This is a genomic window from Actinopolymorpha cephalotaxi (assembly GCF_013408535.1).
In the GTDB taxonomy this organism is placed as follows: domain Bacteria; phylum Actinomycetota; class Actinomycetes; order Propionibacteriales; family Actinopolymorphaceae; genus Actinopolymorpha; species Actinopolymorpha cephalotaxi.
In genome coordinates this window covers 838,788-855,669 of record NZ_JACBZA010000001.1, presented here as the reverse complement: position 1 = coordinate 855,669, position 16,882 = coordinate 838,788, and the positions used below count along the sequence as shown (strand labels likewise).

At 71.8% G+C, this 16,882-nt stretch carries 17 protein-coding genes; all 17 read right to left on the bottom strand.

Annotation, left to right across the window (positions count from 1 at the left end):
- Positions 1 to 10: 10 nt before the first annotated feature.
- Positions 11 to 220 carry an ATP synthase F0 subunit C gene (gene atpE / locus FHR37_RS03905; RefSeq protein ID WP_092656466.1) on the bottom strand — a complete coding sequence of 70 codons (210 nt, stop codon included), beginning with the start codon at positions 218 to 220 and terminating at the stop codon, positions 11 to 13.
- Between the two features lie 105 nt (positions 221 to 325).
- Positions 326 to 1,096, bottom strand: a complete 771-nt coding sequence (atpB, locus tag FHR37_RS03900; protein ID WP_092887676.1) for a F0F1 ATP synthase subunit A — start codon at positions 1,094 to 1,096, stop codon at positions 326 to 328.
- A gap of 58 nt (positions 1,097 to 1,154) precedes the next feature.
- The gene (locus tag FHR37_RS03895; protein WP_092887303.1) at positions 1,155 to 1,376 is read right to left on the bottom strand and encodes a hypothetical protein; all 222 of its coding nucleotides are present in this window, start codon (positions 1,374 to 1,376) and stop codon (positions 1,155 to 1,157) included.
- 108 nt (positions 1,377 to 1,484) lie between these two features.
- The gene (locus tag FHR37_RS03890; protein ID WP_092887300.1) at positions 1,485 to 1,952 is read right to left on the bottom strand and encodes a hypothetical protein; all 468 of its coding nucleotides are present in this window, start codon (positions 1,950 to 1,952) and stop codon (positions 1,485 to 1,487) included.
- 151 nt (positions 1,953 to 2,103) lie between these two features.
- Positions 2,104 to 3,234 (bottom strand): MraY family glycosyltransferase, encoded by a 1,131-nt coding sequence (locus tag FHR37_RS03885; protein WP_092887297.1) that lies wholly within the window; start codon positions 3,232 to 3,234, stop codon positions 2,104 to 2,106.
- Between the two features lie 8 nt (positions 3,235 to 3,242).
- On the bottom strand, positions 3,243 to 3,890 hold the full coding sequence (locus FHR37_RS03880; protein ID WP_092887294.1) for an arsenate reductase/protein-tyrosine-phosphatase family protein: 648 nt from the start codon (positions 3,888 to 3,890) through the stop codon (positions 3,243 to 3,245).
- An 80-nt stretch (positions 3,891 to 3,970) separates the two neighbouring features.
- Positions 3,971 to 4,618, bottom strand: a complete 648-nt coding sequence (locus FHR37_RS03875; protein ID WP_092887291.1) for an L-threonylcarbamoyladenylate synthase — start codon at positions 4,616 to 4,618, stop codon at positions 3,971 to 3,973.
- Positions 4,619 to 4,694: 76 nt separating this feature from the next.
- Positions 4,695 to 5,546, bottom strand: coding sequence for a peptide chain release factor N(5)-glutamine methyltransferase (gene prmC, locus FHR37_RS03870; protein WP_092887288.1), 852 nt, complete (start codon positions 5,544 to 5,546; stop codon positions 4,695 to 4,697).
- Positions 5,547 to 5,627: 81 nt separating this feature from the next.
- On the bottom strand, positions 5,628 to 6,710 hold the full coding sequence (gene prfA, locus FHR37_RS03865; protein WP_092887285.1) for a peptide chain release factor 1: 1,083 nt from the start codon (positions 6,708 to 6,710) through the stop codon (positions 5,628 to 5,630).
- Positions 6,711 to 6,851: 141 nt separating this feature from the next.
- The gene (gene rpmE / locus FHR37_RS03860; RefSeq protein ID WP_092887282.1) at positions 6,852 to 7,076 is read right to left on the bottom strand and encodes a 50S ribosomal protein L31; all 225 of its coding nucleotides are present in this window, start codon (positions 7,074 to 7,076) and stop codon (positions 6,852 to 6,854) included.
- A gap of 189 nt (positions 7,077 to 7,265) precedes the next feature.
- A complete protein-coding gene (rho, locus tag FHR37_RS03855) occupies positions 7,266 to 9,407 on the bottom strand; it encodes a transcription termination factor Rho (protein WP_092887279.1) in 2,142 nt (713 codons plus the stop codon).
- 337 nt (positions 9,408 to 9,744) lie between these two features.
- Positions 9,745 to 10,809 (bottom strand): homoserine kinase, encoded by a 1,065-nt coding sequence (locus FHR37_RS03850; protein WP_092887276.1) that lies wholly within the window; start codon positions 10,807 to 10,809, stop codon positions 9,745 to 9,747.
- A gap of 55 nt (positions 10,810 to 10,864) precedes the next feature.
- Positions 10,865 to 11,944 carry a threonine synthase gene (gene thrC / locus FHR37_RS03845; RefSeq protein WP_092887673.1) on the bottom strand — a complete coding sequence of 360 codons (1,080 nt, stop codon included), beginning with the start codon at positions 11,942 to 11,944 and terminating at the stop codon, positions 10,865 to 10,867.
- Between the two features lie 60 nt (positions 11,945 to 12,004).
- Entirely contained in the window at positions 12,005 to 13,333 is a 1,329-nt protein-coding gene (locus tag FHR37_RS03840) for a homoserine dehydrogenase (protein WP_092887273.1), read from the bottom strand.
- Between the two features lie 110 nt (positions 13,334 to 13,443).
- The gene (gene lysA, locus FHR37_RS03835) at positions 13,444 to 14,844 is read right to left on the bottom strand and encodes a diaminopimelate decarboxylase (protein ID WP_237769019.1); all 1,401 of its coding nucleotides are present in this window, start codon (positions 14,842 to 14,844) and stop codon (positions 13,444 to 13,446) included.
- Positions 14,845 to 14,904: 60 nt separating this feature from the next.
- Positions 14,905 to 16,005 (bottom strand): class I SAM-dependent methyltransferase, encoded by a 1,101-nt coding sequence (locus tag FHR37_RS32300; RefSeq protein ID WP_139239130.1) that lies wholly within the window; start codon positions 16,003 to 16,005, stop codon positions 14,905 to 14,907.
- A complete protein-coding gene (locus FHR37_RS03825; RefSeq protein WP_139239129.1) occupies positions 16,002 to 16,853 on the bottom strand; it encodes a hypothetical protein in 852 nt (283 codons plus the stop codon). The genes FHR37_RS32300 and FHR37_RS03825 overlap by 4 nt, the downstream gene beginning before the upstream one ends.
- Between the last annotated feature and the right edge of the window lie 29 nt (positions 16,854 to 16,882).

The window sequence follows — 16,882 nt, the reverse complement described above, 5'->3', positions numbered from 1 at the left end:
TAGTGTGCGGTCAGCCCTGGAACACGAAGGCGAGCGCGATACCGATGATCGCGAGCGCCTCGGCCAGACCGAACCCCAGAATTGCGATCGTCTGCAGGCGCGCCTGCGCCTCGGGCTGGCGGGCGACACCGTTGATGTACGCCGCGAAGATCAGGCCGATGCCTACGCCGGGGCCGATGGCCGACAGGCCGTAGCCGATGATGGCGAGCGAGCCTCTCATGGGCCAGTCCTTTCCTTGGTTACTTCGGTCGTTCGGTGCGGATGGTTCTCGGGTTGAACTGTGGAGCCGGTGGAGCTGGTGGAGCGGTGGAGCGGGTGGAACAGATCAGTGTTCTTCGGCGAGGGCGCCGGAGATGTAGTTGGCCGTCAGGAGCGTGAAGATGTAGGCCTGCAGCACCTGGACCAGGAGCTCGAGGAAGAAGAGCACGATGTCCAGGAGCAGCGACACCACACCGACGGGCTTGAAGAACCACACGTCGGAGTGGAGCAGGAGGTACTCGCCGCCGACCGCGAACAGGATCAGCACGAGGTGACCGGCGAACATGTTGGCGAAGAGTCGCAGCGACAACGTGATCGGCCGGACGAGGATGTTGGAGATGAACTCCAGCGGCACCAGCAGGACCAGCATGGCCGGTGCGACCCCGGAGGGCACCGTCTGGTGCTTGAGGTAGCCGAGGAAGCCCTTCTTCTTGATCCCGACCGCGTTGTAGACCACCCAGCTGATCAGCGCCAGCGGGTAGACGAACCCGATGTGGGAGAACGTCGGGAACTGCAGGAACGGGAAGATCCCGAAGAGGTTGTTCACCAGGATGAAGAAGAACAACGTCACGAGGTACGGCACGAACCTCATGAAGTCGTGCGACCCGATCACGTCGCGCGCGATCGAGTTGCGGACGAAGCCGTAGGCCATCTCGCCGCTGTACTGCATCCGGTCCGGCACCATGGCCGCGCGGCGCGCCGACATGACGAAGAAGACCCCGACGATCACCGCGGCCAGCACCAGCAACGTCATCGGCTTGGTGACGCCGGCGACGTAGGGCGGCAGGTCGAAGACGCCCGGCCCTGGTGGCGTGAAGCCGTCCGCAGCGAGGATCATCGCGCTCACACGCTCTCCTCTCGTACTGGTCGTACTGGTCGAGTGTTGGTGGCCGGGGTCACTGCTCGTCCTCGGGCTCGTTGTGGCCGTACCGCTTGAAGACGAGGTACAGCGCGAGCGCAAGACCGACCAGGATTCCCACGGGCACCAGGAAGGACGTTCGGAAGTAGTGGTCGCCGAGCCAGCCGAGTCCGCCGTACAGCCCCACTCCGGCCACGAGGTAGCCGAAGGCACCCCAGGGATCCTGCCCGCGGTGCGGGGGCGGCTCGTTCTGCCTCATCGCGCACCGAACGGTAGCAGTCGGCACCACTCAGGGGCCCGGCGGGGTAAAGGGACGGTAATGCCGCCCGGCAGCCGGCCGGTGCCCACCGACGGGCCCTCCCGGCGGTCACGACGCACCGCCGGAGGAGTTGGCGCCGCCGGTCGTGCTGGAGGCGCTGGGCCGGTCGTCGAAGTCGTAGATCGGCTGCCGCATGCGGACGAACGCCCGCAACTCACCGGCCAGCCAGGTGGCCACACAGGCCAGCACCGCGAGGGCGGTGGCGGTCCGGTTGAGCACGTCGTCGATCCCGTCGACCGTGCCGAGAATGGCCAGCAGGCCGCCGAAGATCACCACTCGCACGAAGTAGCTGCCCACCGCCACCAGCAGGACCACTTCGGGATACATCGTGCGTACCGCCCGCATGGCCAGCAGGCCGACACCGGAGAAGACCAGGACCACGGCCGCGCCGACGGAGGCGCCGACCAGCCCGCGGCTTCCGGCGACCACCGTGCTCGCCGCGACGACGAGCGCCGCGACCACCAGGGTCGGGAGCAGCGCACCGCGCAGCAGGGGGGTCACTCTGTCGGTCGTCATGACGGCGGCCGTCCTCGGGGGGAAGTCCATCAAGGTTTGTGAAACTTAGCACAAGGTCCGGGCAAATCTCGAATCTCTGCCCGCCGACCCGTGCCGGCGCCTCGGCCGGATCCGGTCCCGGCCAGCGTCCGCGCCCCCGATGGGCCGGGGATCACCCGGTCCGCAGCGGATGTGGCAGCTTACGACGCCGGGGCAGAACGGCCGTACACAGGATGGCCACCACGACCACCGCCCCCACGGCGGCGGCGGTGACCCAGCTCGTCCACAGGCCGATCGCGACCACCCCGAACGACAGCACCCCGGCCCAGAGGTACATCACCAGCACCGCCCCGGGGTGGGAGTGCCCGAGCTCCAGGTGCAGCCGGTGGTGCAGGTGCTTCAGGTCGGCGTCGAACGGCGACCGTCCCGCGCGGGTACGCCGGACCACCGCCAGCAGCAGGTCGATGAACGGCAGCGCCATCACCGCGATCGGCAGCACCAGCGGCAGCAGGGCCGGCAGCAGGCTCTGCCGTACGTTCGTGGCGGCCGTGACACTGGGGTCCAGCCAGCCGGTGAGGCTGATCGTCGAGGCGGCCAGCATCAGGCCCAGCAGGTAGGCGCCGGAGTCGCCGAGGAACACCCGGGCGGGGAAGAAGTTGTGCGGCAGGAAGCCCAGGCAGGCGCCCGCGACGACCACCGTGACCAGGGTCGCCGTGGTGGCGCGGTTGAGGGACAGCCCCACCGTCAGGCCGTAGGAGTACGTGAAGAAGGCGGCGGCGCCGACGCACACCACTCCGGCGGCCAGCCCGTCCAGCCCGTCCACGAAGTTGACGGCGTTCGCCATCCCCACGATCACCACCGCGGACACGATCGCGCTCTGCGCCGGCGAGAGCGACAGCGTGGTGCCGTCGGGCAGCGGCAGCCAGTTCAGCTGGATGCCGGACACCACCAGGATCCCCGCAGCGACGACCTGGCCGGCGAGCTTGGTGATCGGGTCCAGGTCGACCACATCGTCGACCGCGCCGACCACCGCGATCACGAACCCGGCGAGCAGCAGGGCCCAGACGTCTCCCCGCAACTCGGGCAACAGCCCCAGGAACGGCAGATGGGTGGAGACCACGAACGCCGCCAGCACCCCGCCGAGCACCGCGAGTCCCCCCAGCCGCGGGATCGGGACCGAGTTGATGTCCCGGTCCCGGATCTCCCGGACCGCGCCGATCCGCGCCGCGAAGCGCCGGGCGAGCCCGCCGAGGAGGTAGGTCGTGCCGGCGGCGACGAGGAGGACGAGCAGGTATTCGCGCACGCGGCCGCCTAGGAACCGGCCAGCGCGGTGACCGACACCCCGACGGCCTCGGCGATGACCGCGCCCACGTGTTCGTACACCTCCACCGACTGCCCGATGGGGTCGGGGATGTCGTCGTCGTCGAGCCGGGCCGGCCGTACGGTGCCGCGCGCCCGGGCGGCGGCCGCGACCAGCGCCCGCGCCCGCTCGACCGGCTCGGTCGGCAGGTCCGGCGGCGCGTCCACGGCGGTCCGGTCGGCGGGTGTTCGGCCGGTCTGTGCTCGGTCGGTACGTGCTCGGTCGGTCAGGGCCGCGGCCAGCCGGGCGAACTCGGTGAGGGTGAACGTACGCCGCAGCGCGCCCGGGACCAGGGTCACCACGTCACTACGGTGCGCGCGAGTGGCGGCCAGCACCAGGTCGGCGCCGCCCACGTGGGACTCCCTGAGCTCGGCGGAGACGAAACCGGCGGGGTCGGCGGAGTAGGCCTTGACCTGCGCGGCCGCCTCGGCGGTCATCGCCCGGCCGTCGACGGTGCCCGTCCCCGCGCTGTAGACGGTGAACCGGTCCGCGTCCGGTCCGAGCCGGGCCGCGAGGGCGGCCCTGGTCATCCGCTCGGCCATCGGCGATCGGCACATGTTGCCGGTGCAGACGTACAGGATCGCGAACGTGTCGCCCATCGTGCCGCTCCTCACCGGTCGTACTCCTTGCTCACGTTCCACTCACTACCCAGCCCCGCTTTCGCAGGACCGGCGGGCGATCAGCCGAGGTCCTCGATCTCGGGGACCACCGCGCGCAGCCGGGCCAGGGAGATCGCTCCGGCCCGCAGGATCCGCGGTGTGCCGCCGGTCAGGTCGACGATGGTGGACGCCACCGAACCCGGGGTCGGGCCGCCGTCGAGGTAGATCGACACCGCGTCGCCGAGCTGTTCCTCCGCGTCGTCACAGGTGGTCGCCGCGGGAGTCCCGGACTTGTTCGCGCTGCTCACCGCGAGCGGCCCGGTCTTCTCCAGCAACGCCAGCGAGATCTCCTCGTCGGGCATGCGCACCGCGACCGTCTCACCGGCCTCGCCGATGTTCCACACCAGGCTGGGCTGCTGGCGGCAGATGATGGTCAGGGCGCCCGGCCAGAACTCCTTGACCAGCGCACGGCCGGCGTCGGGAATGTCGGTGGCGATCCCGTCGAGGGTCGCGACCGAGCCGACCAGCACCGGCGGCGGCATCGAGTGGCCGCGGCCCTTCGCGGCCAGCAGGGCGTCCACCGCCGCCGGCACGAACGCGTCGGCGGCGATGCCGTAGACGGTGTCGGTGGGCAGCACCACGAGGTCGCCGGCCGCGATGGCGGAGGCGGCGATTTCCAACCCGATCGTGCGTTCGTCCCGATCCGCGCAGGAATAGCGTTCGCTCACAGTCGCTCATCGTGCCATGCCGACGTGGGAACCCACCGGGCAGCCGCCGGGGCACCGGGCGGCACGCCGGTCACCTTCAGCGAGCGACCCGCCACGCGGTGACGAACCGGTGCCGACCGGCCAGGTCCAGGTGGTCGCGTACGCGGTCCCACCGGCCGGTCCCGGCGAACACCGCGGGCGCGCTCTCCCCCTGCACGTCGGCGTGTTCGACGACGACGGCCCCGCCCGGACGCAGCAGCCGGGCGGCCGCCCGCTCGACCACCCGGATGGCGTCCAGGCCGTCCGGCCCGGACCACAGCGCCAGCGCGGGATCGTGGTCGCGCACCTCACGCTCGACCGACTCGTAGGCCTCCAGCGGGATGTACGGCGGGTTGGCGATCACCAGGTCGACCGTGCCGTCGAGGTCGGGGAACGCCGTCGCCGCGTCGCCGCGGGCCAGCGTCACGTCGGTGCCGGCGAGGTTGCGTTCGGCCCAGGCGTGCGCGTCCGGGTCGAGTTCGACCGCGTACACGCGCGTGCCGGGCACCTCCCCCGCGATCGACCCGGCGATCGCACCGGACCCCGTGCACAGGTCGACCACCACCGGAGTGCCGGTGAATCCGGCCAGGGCGCCGATCGCCCAGTCGACCACCACCTCGGTCTCCGGGCGCGGTACGAAGACACCGGGTCCCACCTGGAGCTCCAGATAGCGGAACGGCGCGGTGCCGGTGAGGTGCTGCAGGGGTTCGCGGTCCGCGCGGCGGCCGACGAGCTCGTCGTACCGGCGTTCCTGGTCCGGGCTGAGGTCGACCGACGACCACGCCAGCCGGGACCTCGGCACCCCGAGCAGGTGGGCGAGCAGCGCCTCGGCGTCGTGCCGCGGCGAGGCGACCCCAGCCTCTGCGAGGCGGCGGGCCGCGGGTTCCAGAACCGTCTGGGCGGTGGTCATCGAGGTGCGCTCACTGGGTTCGGGTTCACCGTAACTGCCTGGTTCGGGTTCACCGGGTCGGGTGTGATCGGCGGGCGCGGCTCAGCCGGCCGGGCTCTCCAGCGCGCCGAGGCGCTCGCGCTGGTCGGCCTCCAACAGCGCCGCGATCACCCCGTCGAGCTCGCCGTCGAGCACGTGGTCGAGGTTGTAGGCGGTGTAGCCGACCCGGTGGTCGGTGATGCGGTTCTGCGGGAAGTTGTACGTACGGACGCGCTCGGACCGGTCGACAGTGCGCACCTGGCTGCGCCGGGTGGCGGCGGCCTCCTGGTCGGCGGCCTCCTGGGCGACGGCCAGCAGCCGGGACCGCAGGATGCGCAGGGCCTGCTCCTTGTTCTGCAGCTGGCTCTTCTCGTTCTGGCAGGAGACCACGATCCCGGTGGGCACGTGGGTGATGCGTACGGCGGAGTCGGTGGTGTTGACGCTCTGCCCGCCGGGTCCGGAGGAACGGAACACGTCGACGCGCAGGTCCTTGTCCTCGATCTCCACGTCGACGTCCTCGGCCTCGGGCAGCACCAGGACCCCCGCGGCGGAGGTGTGGATGCGGCCCTGCGACTCGGTGACGGGCACCCGCTGCACCCGGTGGACGCCGCCCTCGAACTTCAGCCGGGCGTACGGCGTCTCCCCCGGCTCGGCGCCGTTGCGGCCCTTCACCGCCAGAGTCAGGTTCTTGACGCCGCCGAGATCGGACTCGGCCACGTCCAGGGTCTCGGTCTTCCAGCCGTGGCGTTCGGCGTAGCGGAGGTACATCCGCACCAGGTCGCCGGCGAACAGCGCGGACTCCGCGCCGCCCTCGCCGGCCTTGATCTCCAACAGGACGTTCTTGTCCTCGTGCGGGTCGCGGGGCAGCAACAGCAGCCGCAGGCGCTCGGCCGCCGCCTCCTCCTCACCGGCCAGGCGTTCGGCCTCCTCGGCGAAGCCGGGGTCCTCCCCCGCGAGCTCCCGGGCGGCCGCCGCGTCGTCAGCCAGTTCCCGCCAGGCGTTGTGCGCGCCCACGACCCGGCCCAGCTCGGCGTAGCGCCGGCCGACCTTGCGCGCGGTCGCCTGGTCGGCGTGGATCGCGGGGTCGGCGAGGCGGCGCTCGAGGTCGGCGTGCTCGGCGAGCAGCGACTCGACGGATTCGAACACCTGGGCCTCCTCAGGGGCGGGTACGGGCGGTACGGGCGGGGCGGTGGAGTGGTCGGCGTACCCCCGTGGTGGGTCGCACGGACGCAAACAGCGCCGGCCATGCGGACCCGGAAAGGTCCGCCGGCCGGCGCTGAACGCTCGCTACTTGCTCTTCTTGCCCTGGGCCTGCGCGTAACGCTTCTCGAACCGCGCCACCCGGCCACCGGTGTCGAGCAGCTTCTGCTTGCCGGTGTAGAAGGGGTGGCAGTTGGAGCACACGTCGGTGTGGATGCCGCCGGAGGTCGACGTGCTGCGCGTGGTGAACTCGTTGCCACACGTGCAGGTCACGGACGTCTCGGTGTATCGGGGGTGGATGTCAGGCTTCACGGTTTTCCTCCGCTCTCGGGGCGCCGGGTCGTCCGCCTTGAGGCGGGACGTGAACCGGGGCCAGCGAATCAGTGTGCCATCTTGGCGTCACGGCTGCTCAACCGGCCCGGCTCCGTCCGCATTCCCGTGGGAGCTGCGGACGGAGCCTCGGTCAGGGCCTCGGTCGTGCTCGGTCGTGCTTGGTCCTGCTCAGTCCTCGTCGCGGCGGTCGCGGGAGGAGGACGGCGCCGTCGGCATCGTCTTGTTGATCTGCATCAGGAACTCGACGTTGCTCCGGGTCTGCCGCAGCTTCTCCAGGACGAGTTCGAGCGCCTGCTGCCCGTCGAGCCCGGACAGGACCCGGCGGAGCTTCCAGACGATGCCGAGCTCCTCCTTGCCCATGAGGAGTTCCTCGCGCCGGGTGCCGGAGGCCACCACGTCGATCGCCGGGAAGATGCGCTTCTCGGAGAACTCCCGCCGCAGCCGCAGCTCCATGTTGCCGGTGCCCTTGAACTCCTCGAAGATGACCTCGTCCATCTTCGAGCCGGTCTCGATCAGGGCGGTCGCCAGGATCGTCAGCGAGCCGCCGTTCTCGATGTTGCGGGCCGCGCCGAAGAACCGCTTGGGCGGATACAGCGCGCTGGAGTCGACACCACCGGACAGGATCCGCCCGCTGGCCGGGGCCGCGATGTTGTACGCACGGCCCAGACGGGTGATCGAGTCCAGCAGGACCACCACGTCGTGGCCGAGCTCGACCAGGCGCTTGGCCCGCTCGATCGCGAGTTCGGCGACGGTGGTGTGGTCGTCGGCGGGGCGGTCGAACGTCGAGGCGATGACCTCGCCCTTGACCGTCCGCTGCATGTCGGTGACTTCCTCGGGCCGCTCGTCGACGAGCACGACCATGAGGTGAGCCTCGGGGTTGTTCTGCGTGATCGCGTTGGCGATCGCCTGCAGGATCAGCGTCTTTCCTGCCTTCGGCGGGGAGACGATCAGACCGCGCTGCCCCTTGCCGATCGGCGTGACCAGATCCATGATCCGCGTCGTGGGGTTGTTGGCGTCGACCTCGAGCCGCAAACGCTCCTGCGGGTACAGCGGCGTGAGCTTGTTGAACTCCGCCCGCTGCTTGGACAGCTCCGGGTCCGCGCCGTTCACCGTGTCGACCCGGATCAGCGGGTTGAACTTCTCCCGCCGCTCGCCGTCACGGGGCTGGCGGATGGCGCCGATGATGGCGTCGCCCTTGCGCAGGCCGAACTTCTTGACCATGGCCAGCGAGACGTAGACGTCGTTCGGGCCGGGCAGGAAGCCGCTGGTGCGGACGAACGCGTAGTTGTCGAGGACGTCCAGTATTCCCGCGACCGGGATGAGTACGTCGTCCTCGGACAGCTGCGGCTCCGGTTCGAACCGGTCCCGGCTGCCGCGCCGGCCACCGTCACGGTCGCGGCCACCGCTGTCGCGACCGCCGCCACCGCCGTCACGGTCGCGGAACCGGTCGCGCGAACGCCGCCGGCGCCTGCGGCCGCCGCCGTCCTCGTCGTCGTCGTTGCCGGGGCTGTTGTTGCGGTTGCCCCGCCCGCCGTCGCGGTTGGGATCGCGGTTGTCGCGGCTGTCGCGGTTGTTGTCGCGGTTGCTGTCGCGACCGGTGTCGCGGCCGTCGCGGTCCCGGTTGTCACGGGACTCCCGGCTGTCGCGGTTGCCGCGGCCGCCTTCCCGGTCGCCCTCGCGGGACTCGCGGTTGTCGCGGGACTCGCGGTTGTCCCGGTTGGAGTCACGGCCGTCGCGGCCGGTCTCCTGACCGGCGTCGCGACCGGACTCACGGCCTGCGTCGCGCCGGTTGTCCCGGCCGCCGTCGCGGTCGGTCTCCCGCTCGTCGCGTACGCGCTCGGAGGTCGCGCCGGTGGACTGCTGCTCGCTGGCCGCCACCTGGGTGCGGGTCCGGCGGCGCTGCCCGTTGCCGTTGGCCGTGGCGTCGGGCTGGGAGTCCGGCCCGGCCGCGGTGTGCTCACTCGCCGGCGCGTCCCCGCCGGCGATGTCGATCTGGGTCTGCTCACCGCGCCCTCGGGCACGGGCCGCTCTCTTCGCCGCGGGACGCGCGGCGGACTCGTCCGAACCAGCAGCAGGTGTCGGAGTGCCACCAGCCTGCGCCGCCTTGATGGCGTCGATCAGCTGGGACTTCCGCATCCGCGCGGTCCCGGTGATACCGAGGCCCTGCGCGACCTGCTGCAGTTCGGCGAGCACCATCCCCGACAGGCCACTCGCGCGACGCCGCGTCCGGGTCGAGCCGTCCTCCTGGGACGGCTGACCGGAGACAGAGTCGGGAGCCTGCGAGGTGGTGAGATCAGTGGTTTCGGTCACGTGAGGTCCTTCCCACGCGTGATGTCGGCCGTGGTGATCGCGTGCCAACCTGTCGATTGCCGGCGAATGCCGGGTCCTCCCTGGTGGAGTTCGCGCGCTGTGCGCACGAAGTGGATCTTCTCGACGAGTCCGGGTCCGCCGGCTGTGCCTTTGTTCGCACAAACAGTGCACAAAACCACAGAGGGGACGCCACAGAAACTGTTGACAGCGAAGAAACGCTTCCCGGATTCGTGGCGAGATGGCGCCAAGCCGAAACAAGGGCTCGGGCTCGTCACGGAGCCTAACAGAATCTCCGAGTTCTGGCTGCTCCCCCCTGTGAACATCCCTCCCGACGTTCTCATTCCCCGGTCGCGGCCCAGGTCACCCGCGCGCCCGCCCGGTCCACCGGGAGCACGTGCACGGCCCAGCCACCGGGCGCGTCGGCGCGTACCTCGTCCTCTCCGCCGGGCCGGGCGAACGCCAGCACCGTCGGCCCGGCGCCGGAGATCACCGCCGGATGGCCGCGTTCTCGCAGGTCAGCGACCAGTTGGGCGGACTCGGGCATGGCCGGGGCCCGGTAGTCCTGGTGCAGCCGGTCCTCGGTCGCGGCCAGCAGCAGGGCCAGATCGACCTCACCGGCAGGCGATCCACCCGATCCAGCCGATCCACCAGGGCCGCCCGCGGGCCGGCCGGCCGCACCCGGAGTTCCGGTGAGCGCGGCCACGAGGAGCGCGGCCCGGCCCGCGTTGGCGGCCGCGTCGACGTGGGGTACGACCTCGGGCAGCAGGCCGCGCGCGGTCCGGGTCGAGAGTTCGGTGCGGGGTACGAACACCACGGGCTGCACTCGGGCGGGTTCGAGGCGTACGGCCTGCCCGGCCCGCCGACCGGCCGCCGGCGCCGTACCTCCCCGTATGTTCGAATCCGTCATCCAGGCGATCGTCAAGCCGCCACGCAGACAGGCGGCGACATTGTCCGGATGTCCTTCGAGTTCGGTCGCCAGCGCCATCACGTCGGCGTCGCCCATCCCGGAGTCGCCGGAGTCCCCGGAGTCCCCGGAGTCCCCGGAGTCGACCAGCGCCCGCCCGGCCAGGACACCGGCCACGATCGCGGCCGCCGAGGACCCCAGGCCGCGTCCGTGCGGAACGTGGTTGGTGCACGACAGGGAGAGCCCCGACGGCTGGCCGCCGAGCCGGTCGAGGGTCGCCCGCAGGGCTCGTACGACCAGATGGGTCTCGTCGGTGGGCACCTCGCCGGCACCCTCGCCGCGGACGGTGACCGAGAGCCCACCGGGCGCGACCCCGACCTCCACCTCGTCGTACAGGCCGAGCGCGAGGCCCAGCGCGTCGAAGCCCGGACCGAGGTTGGCGCTGGTCGCGGGCACCCGGACACGGACCCGTCCGGGCACGAACGCCGTCGCACCCATCAGCGCCTCTCCTCCCACCGGACTTCGAGCAGGTCCCGTCGGCCCCGCTGCCCGGTCAGCGCAGCTCCAGAGCCCGCGCGGTGGCCTCCGGGTCCGGGGGTACGACGAGCTTGACCAGGTCTCCGGCCGCCGCGAGCGCGGTGTCGACGTCCTTCAGACCGTGCCCGGTCACCGTGATCACGATCCGTTGCCCCGGGTCGACCAGGCCGTCGGCGTGGGCGCGCAGCAGGCCGGCCACTCCGACCGCGGAGGCCGGCTCGACGAAGACGCCCTCGCGGGCGGCGAGCTTGGCCTGCGCGGCGAGAATCTCCTCGTCGGGCACGGCGTCGATCAGGCCGCCGGACTCGTCCCGGGCGGCGACCGCCTGGGTCCAGCGGGCGGGGCGGCCGACCCGGATCGCGGTGGCGACCGTCTCCGGGTGCTCGACCGGCTCACCGGTGACGATGGGGGCGGCGCCGGCCGCCTGGAACCCCCACATCCGCGGGAGCCGGGTGGCGTGCCCGGCCGCGGCGTACTCCTGGTAACCCGCCCAGTAGGCGGTGACGTTCCCGGCGTTGCCCACCGGCAGGAGGTGCAGGTCGGGCGCGTCGCCGAGGACGTCGACCACCTCGAACGCCGCGGTCTTCTGCCCGGCCAGCCGGTAGTTGTCCTCGTTGGCGGAGTTGACCAGGACGACGGGGTACTCCTCGGCGAGACCGCGGGCGAGCTTCAGGCAGTCGTCGAAGTTGCCGCGCACCTGCAGCAGGCGTGCGCCGTGCACGATGGCCTGGGCCAGCTTGCCCTGCGCGATCCGGCCCTCCGGCACCAGCACGACCGGCTGCAGACCGGCGCGCGAGGCGTACGCCGCGGCCGAGGCGCTGGTGTTGCCGGTGGAGGCGCAGACCACCATCTTCACCCCGGCCTCGGCGGCCTTGGACACGGCGACCGTCATGCCGCGGTCCTTGAAGGAGCCGGTGGGGTTGTCACCCTCGACCTTGATCCACACCTCGCAGCCGGTGACCTCGGCCAGCCAGGCCGATGGGACCAGCGGGGTGCCGCCCTCGCCGAGGGTGACCACCGGCGTGTCCGGACCCACCGGAAGCCAGGAGCGGTACTCCTCGATGACACCTCGCCAGGGCCGAGGCACCGTAACCACCACGCCTTCTCGTTCGATGACCTGCTGGAAGATCTGCTGTTCGGGAGTGCCGGTCCCGGCTCACCTGTCGCCGAGGCCCTCCACCCGCATGACGCTGGTCACGTCGCGCACGCTGTCCAGGTCCTCGAGCTCCTCGACCGTAGCGGTGAGGGCACGGTCGGGCGCCTGGTGGGTGACCACGACGAGCTGCGCGTCGGCGCCACGTCCTTCCTGGCGTACGGTCTGGATCGACACGCCGTGGCGGGAGAACGCGTTCGCCACACTGGCCAGCACGCCCGCGCGGTCGTCCACGTCGAGGGAGATGTGGTAGCGCGTCGGCGTCTCCCCCATCGGGTGCACCTCGAGCTGGGCGTACGTCGAGGCGGCCGCACCGCGCACCCCCTGCACGCGGTTGCGGGCCACGGTCACCAGGTCGCCGAGCACGGCGCTGGCGGTGGGCGCGCCACCGGCTCCGGCGCCGTAGAACATCAGCTGCCCGGCGGCCGCGCTCTCCACGAACACCGCGTTGTACGCACCACGCACGCTGGCCAGCGGGTGCTCGCGCGGAATCATCGCGGGGTGGACGCGTACGCCCACACCGGTGCCGTCGGTGCCGAGCTCGGCGATGGCGAGCAGCTTGACCACGCAGTTCATCGCCCGCGCGCTCTCCACGTCGACCGAGCTGACCTGGGTGATGCCCTCGCGGTGGACGTCGGAGGCCAGCACCCGGGTGTGGAACGCCAGGCTGGCGAGGATCGCGGCCTTTGCCGCCGCGTCGAAGCCCTCCACGTCGGCGGTCGGGTCGGCCTCGGCGTAGCCCAGCTCCTGCGCCTCCTCCAGCGCCTCGGCGAAGCTGGTGCCCTCGGTGTCCATCCGGTCCAGCACGAAGTTGGTGGTGCCGTTGACGATGCCGAGCACCCGGCGTACCCGGTCGCCGGCGAGGGACTCCCGCAGCGGGCGGATCAGCGGGATGGCCCCGCCGACGGACGCCTCGTAGTAGAGGTCGGCGCCGCGCTTCTCGGCGGCGGCGAACAACGTCGCGCCGTCCTCGGCGAGCAGGGCCTTGTTGGCGGTCACCACGGACGCGCCGTTGTCCAGTGCGGCGAGGATCAGCGAACGCGCGGGCTCGATGCCGCCGATCACCTCGACCACGAGGTCGATGTCGGTACGCCGCACCAGGGCGTGCGCGTCGGTGGTGAACAGGGCCGGGTCGACCGGGACGTCACGGTGCCGGCCGCCTCTGCGGACGGCGATCCCGGCCAGCTCCAGCGGCGCGCCGACCCGGGCGGCGAAGTCGGCCTGGTGTTCGACGAGGAGGCGGACGACCTCGCTGCCGACCACGCCGCATCCCAGCAGGGCGACCTTCAGGGGCCGGTCCGGCAACGGCTGCTCCGCGGACTGCTCCACCATCTGTTGTCGGCCCCTCGTCTCCTTGTCGGCGTTCTGCCCGTCCAGTGTCGAAGACGCCGCAGATCCTTGCGCGCTGCGTCCAGGATTCGAGACGTTGTCTCAGTGAACGGTCACCATACGTCCAGCCGCATGAGATCATCCTCGGTCTCCCGCCGGACGATCACCCGGGCCGCCCCGGCACGCACCGCGACCACCGGCGGGCGAGGCACGTGGTTGTAGGTGCTGGCCAGCGAGCGGCAGTAGGCACCGGTCGCCGGCACGGCCACCAGGTCGCCCGGCCGGACGTCCGCGGGCAGAAACTCGTCCTTGACAACGATGTCGCCGGACTCGCAGTGCTTGCCGACCACCCGGCTCAGGGCCGGCGGCGCCGTCGAACGCCGGGAGGCCAGCGTGCAGGAGAAGTCGGCGTCGTACAACGCGGTGCGGACGTTGTCGCTCATCCCGCCGTCGACGGCGATGTAGGTGCGCACCGCGCCGGCGTCGAGTTCGACCCGCTTCACCGTGCCGACCTCGTAGAGAGTGAGCACGGCAGGACCGGCGATCGCGCGTCCTGGCTCCACTGACAACCGCGGCTTGACGACGCCGTAGCCGTGGCACTCGTGCTCGACGATCGCGGCCAGCTCGTTGGCCAGCTGGGCGGGCGACTCCGGGTCGTCCTGGGTGGTGTAGGCGATGCCGAAACCGCCACCCAGGCAGAGTTCGGGCAGGTCGACTCCGTGCCGGTCGCGGACCTGCGCGTGCAGCCCGACCACCCGGCGCGCGGCGATCTCGAACCCCGCGCTGTCGAAGATCTGCGAGCCGATGTGGGAGTGCAGGCCGCGCAGCTCCAGGGACGGCTCGGCCAGCACCCGGTCGACGGCCGCGGCGGCGTCGCCGCCGGTCAGGGAGAAGCCGAACTTCTGGTCCTCGTGCGCGGTCGCGATGTATTCGTGGGTGTGCGCCTCGACGCCCACGGTCACGCGCACCAGCACCGGTGCGGTGACCCCGCGGTCGGCGGCGAGCTTCGCCAGCCGGCCGATCTCCTCGTGGGAGTCGACCACGATCCGGGCCACCCCGGCGTCCAGCGCGCGGGCGAGCTCGGACTCGGACTTGTTGTTGCCGTGGAAGGCGATCCGGTCCGCCGGGAAGCCCGACCGCAGCGCCACCGCCAGCTCGCCGCCGGTGCACACGTCCAGGCGCAGCCCCTCCTGGGCGACCCAGCGGGCGACCTCGGCGCACAGGAACGCCTTGCCGGCGTAGTAGACGTCCCATCCGGCGAAGCCGTCGCGGAAGTCCCGGCAGCGCGCGCGGAAGTCGTCCTCGTCCACGACGTAGGCCGGGGTGGCGTACTCCTCCGCCAGTTTCGTGACCTCGACACCCGCGACGGACAGGACACCGTTGGCGCCCTTCGTCACGTTGGCGGGCCACAGGGAGGGCGTCAGCGCGTTCGGATCTTCCGGCGCCACCAGCCAGGCCGGGCCACGGTGGCCGGCGCCGGCGTGCAGCGCACCGGCTTCGTGGGCTCTACTCACGCAGACCATCCTGACGGCTGCGCCCACGCCGGGTGAGACCGGGGCGGCCGGTTCGTCCCGTCAGCCCGTCCCGGGGACGTGCGAGCCGTGCCCCGGCCGGCGCGGCCTGCGCAGCAGCGCGGCGTTCTTCTCCAGGCTCACGCGTTCGGCGTGGTAGTCCGGACGCGCGGCCAGCCAGCGTTCGAGCACCTCCTGCTCGTCCGGGCGGATCAGGTCGTCCAGTACGACCACGGCGTCCGGGGCCAGCTTGTCCACCAGCAGGGGGAACGCCGGGAAACGTGCGTGCCGTCCCAGTTCGCCGGGCGGCCCGTCGACGAACAGCAACCCGATGCCGTCCAGCTCCTCCCACGCCTGCCGGGAGTACCACTGGTAGGTCGTACCGTCGAACTCGAACGACTCCAGCGGCGCGTACCTCACCTCGACGTACTCCGCCAGGTCGTGCCGCAGCACCGTCGCCCAGGCCGCCTCCACGAACGGCTCGTGGTGTTCGAGCGAGACCACCCGGCCCTTGATCTCGAAGCGACGCAACAGCATCGCCAGCCACAGCGTCGACGTGCCACTGCCGCACTCGACGACCAGGCTCGGCTCCTCGCGTTCGACCAGAGTGGCCAGCAGGAGCAGGAGGTCCGGGGAGGACGCCCAGCCGCGGGTCGGCGGCATCGGCCGGTCGACACCGCCCAGCGCGTACAGGTTGTGCAGCGCCTCGAGTTGCCGGAACGTCAGCAGCAGGTCGACGGCCACGCCCTTGCGGGTACGGGTGATGATGTCGGCCGCCGCCGCCCGGAACTTCGCGTCGAACTCCTCCCGGTGCGGCAGCGCGTCCATGGTCGTACGCAACGCGTCGAGGTCGGTGGCCAGTGAGGGGCCGAGGTCGGCGAGTCCCTCGACGTGCTCGCCGACGCGGGCGACGCGCTGGTCGGCGCGGACGGCGTGGCTTTCCAGGATCGCCGTCTGCCGGTCCAGCAGTGCCGTCTGCCGATCGAGCCGGGTGAGTACGGTGCGGTGCTGGCGGTGGGTCTGCACGAGGCCGGCGACGAGCGGGCCGAGCGCCACCAGAACGACGGTGGTGCCGGCCGTGGCCCGGGCAAGAACGGCGTAGGCCACGGCCGCGACCGTCCAGCAGACCAGCGCGAGGGCAACCCACGTCCTGGTGGGTTTCATCGGGAGGTCCGGCGCAGTCGGCGGCGCAGGCCGCCGCGCGCCTGCCAGTAGCGCAGGGTGATCGCACCCAGCCTGGAGGACCGCAGCCGCTGGTGCTGGCGGTCGAGCGTCTCGAACCGCTGCTGGAGTTGCGCGTGGTCGCGTTCCAGCCGGGACCGGGCTGCCTGTTCGGCGGCGAGGTCGGCGCTCAGCCTGGCCAGGTGCCGCAACAGGGCGGCCTCGCTGTCGGCGCGGCCGGCGAGCGCGGCCTCCTGGTCGGCGCGCCTGCTCCGCTCGGCGAGGTCGAGGGTCTGGGCCATCGTCGCCAGCCGGCCGGCCACGTCGGCGGACTCGGCGGGGTTCCCGGGGGTCTCGGGGTTCTCGGGGTTCCCGGGGGCTTCGGCGCCGGGCTGCCGGCGGGGCAGGCCGACGTCCTTCCGCAGCAGCGCGCACGGCCGGTGGGCGAACAGCGCGAGGCCGACCCAGCGCATGCCGAGCTCGGCGGGGGGCGGAGGTGGCGAGGCGTCGCGGTGATCGGTGGGCACGACCACGAGGTGGCCTCCCGGGCGCAGGCATCGGGCGGCCGGCGCGAGCACGTCGGCGGTGCGTACGGCGCCGATCGCCGGGCCGTCGACCACGACCGCGTCGAAGGACTCGGCGTCGACACGATCGAGGTCGCCGGGCCCGGCGACCGTCGCCCGCTCGAACGGGATGCCGAGCCCCGGAGTCGCCGAACCGGTCGTCACGAGCAGCAGCCGACCGGCGGTCCAGTGCCGGGCCGCGATATCGGCGAGGTCGAGGGATTCCGGATCCGCGAATTCGCGATCTTCGAACGTCAGATCTCCTGAGTTGGGCGCCGAATGTGGCACCGTCGTCCTCCTGCCACCAATTGACGCGA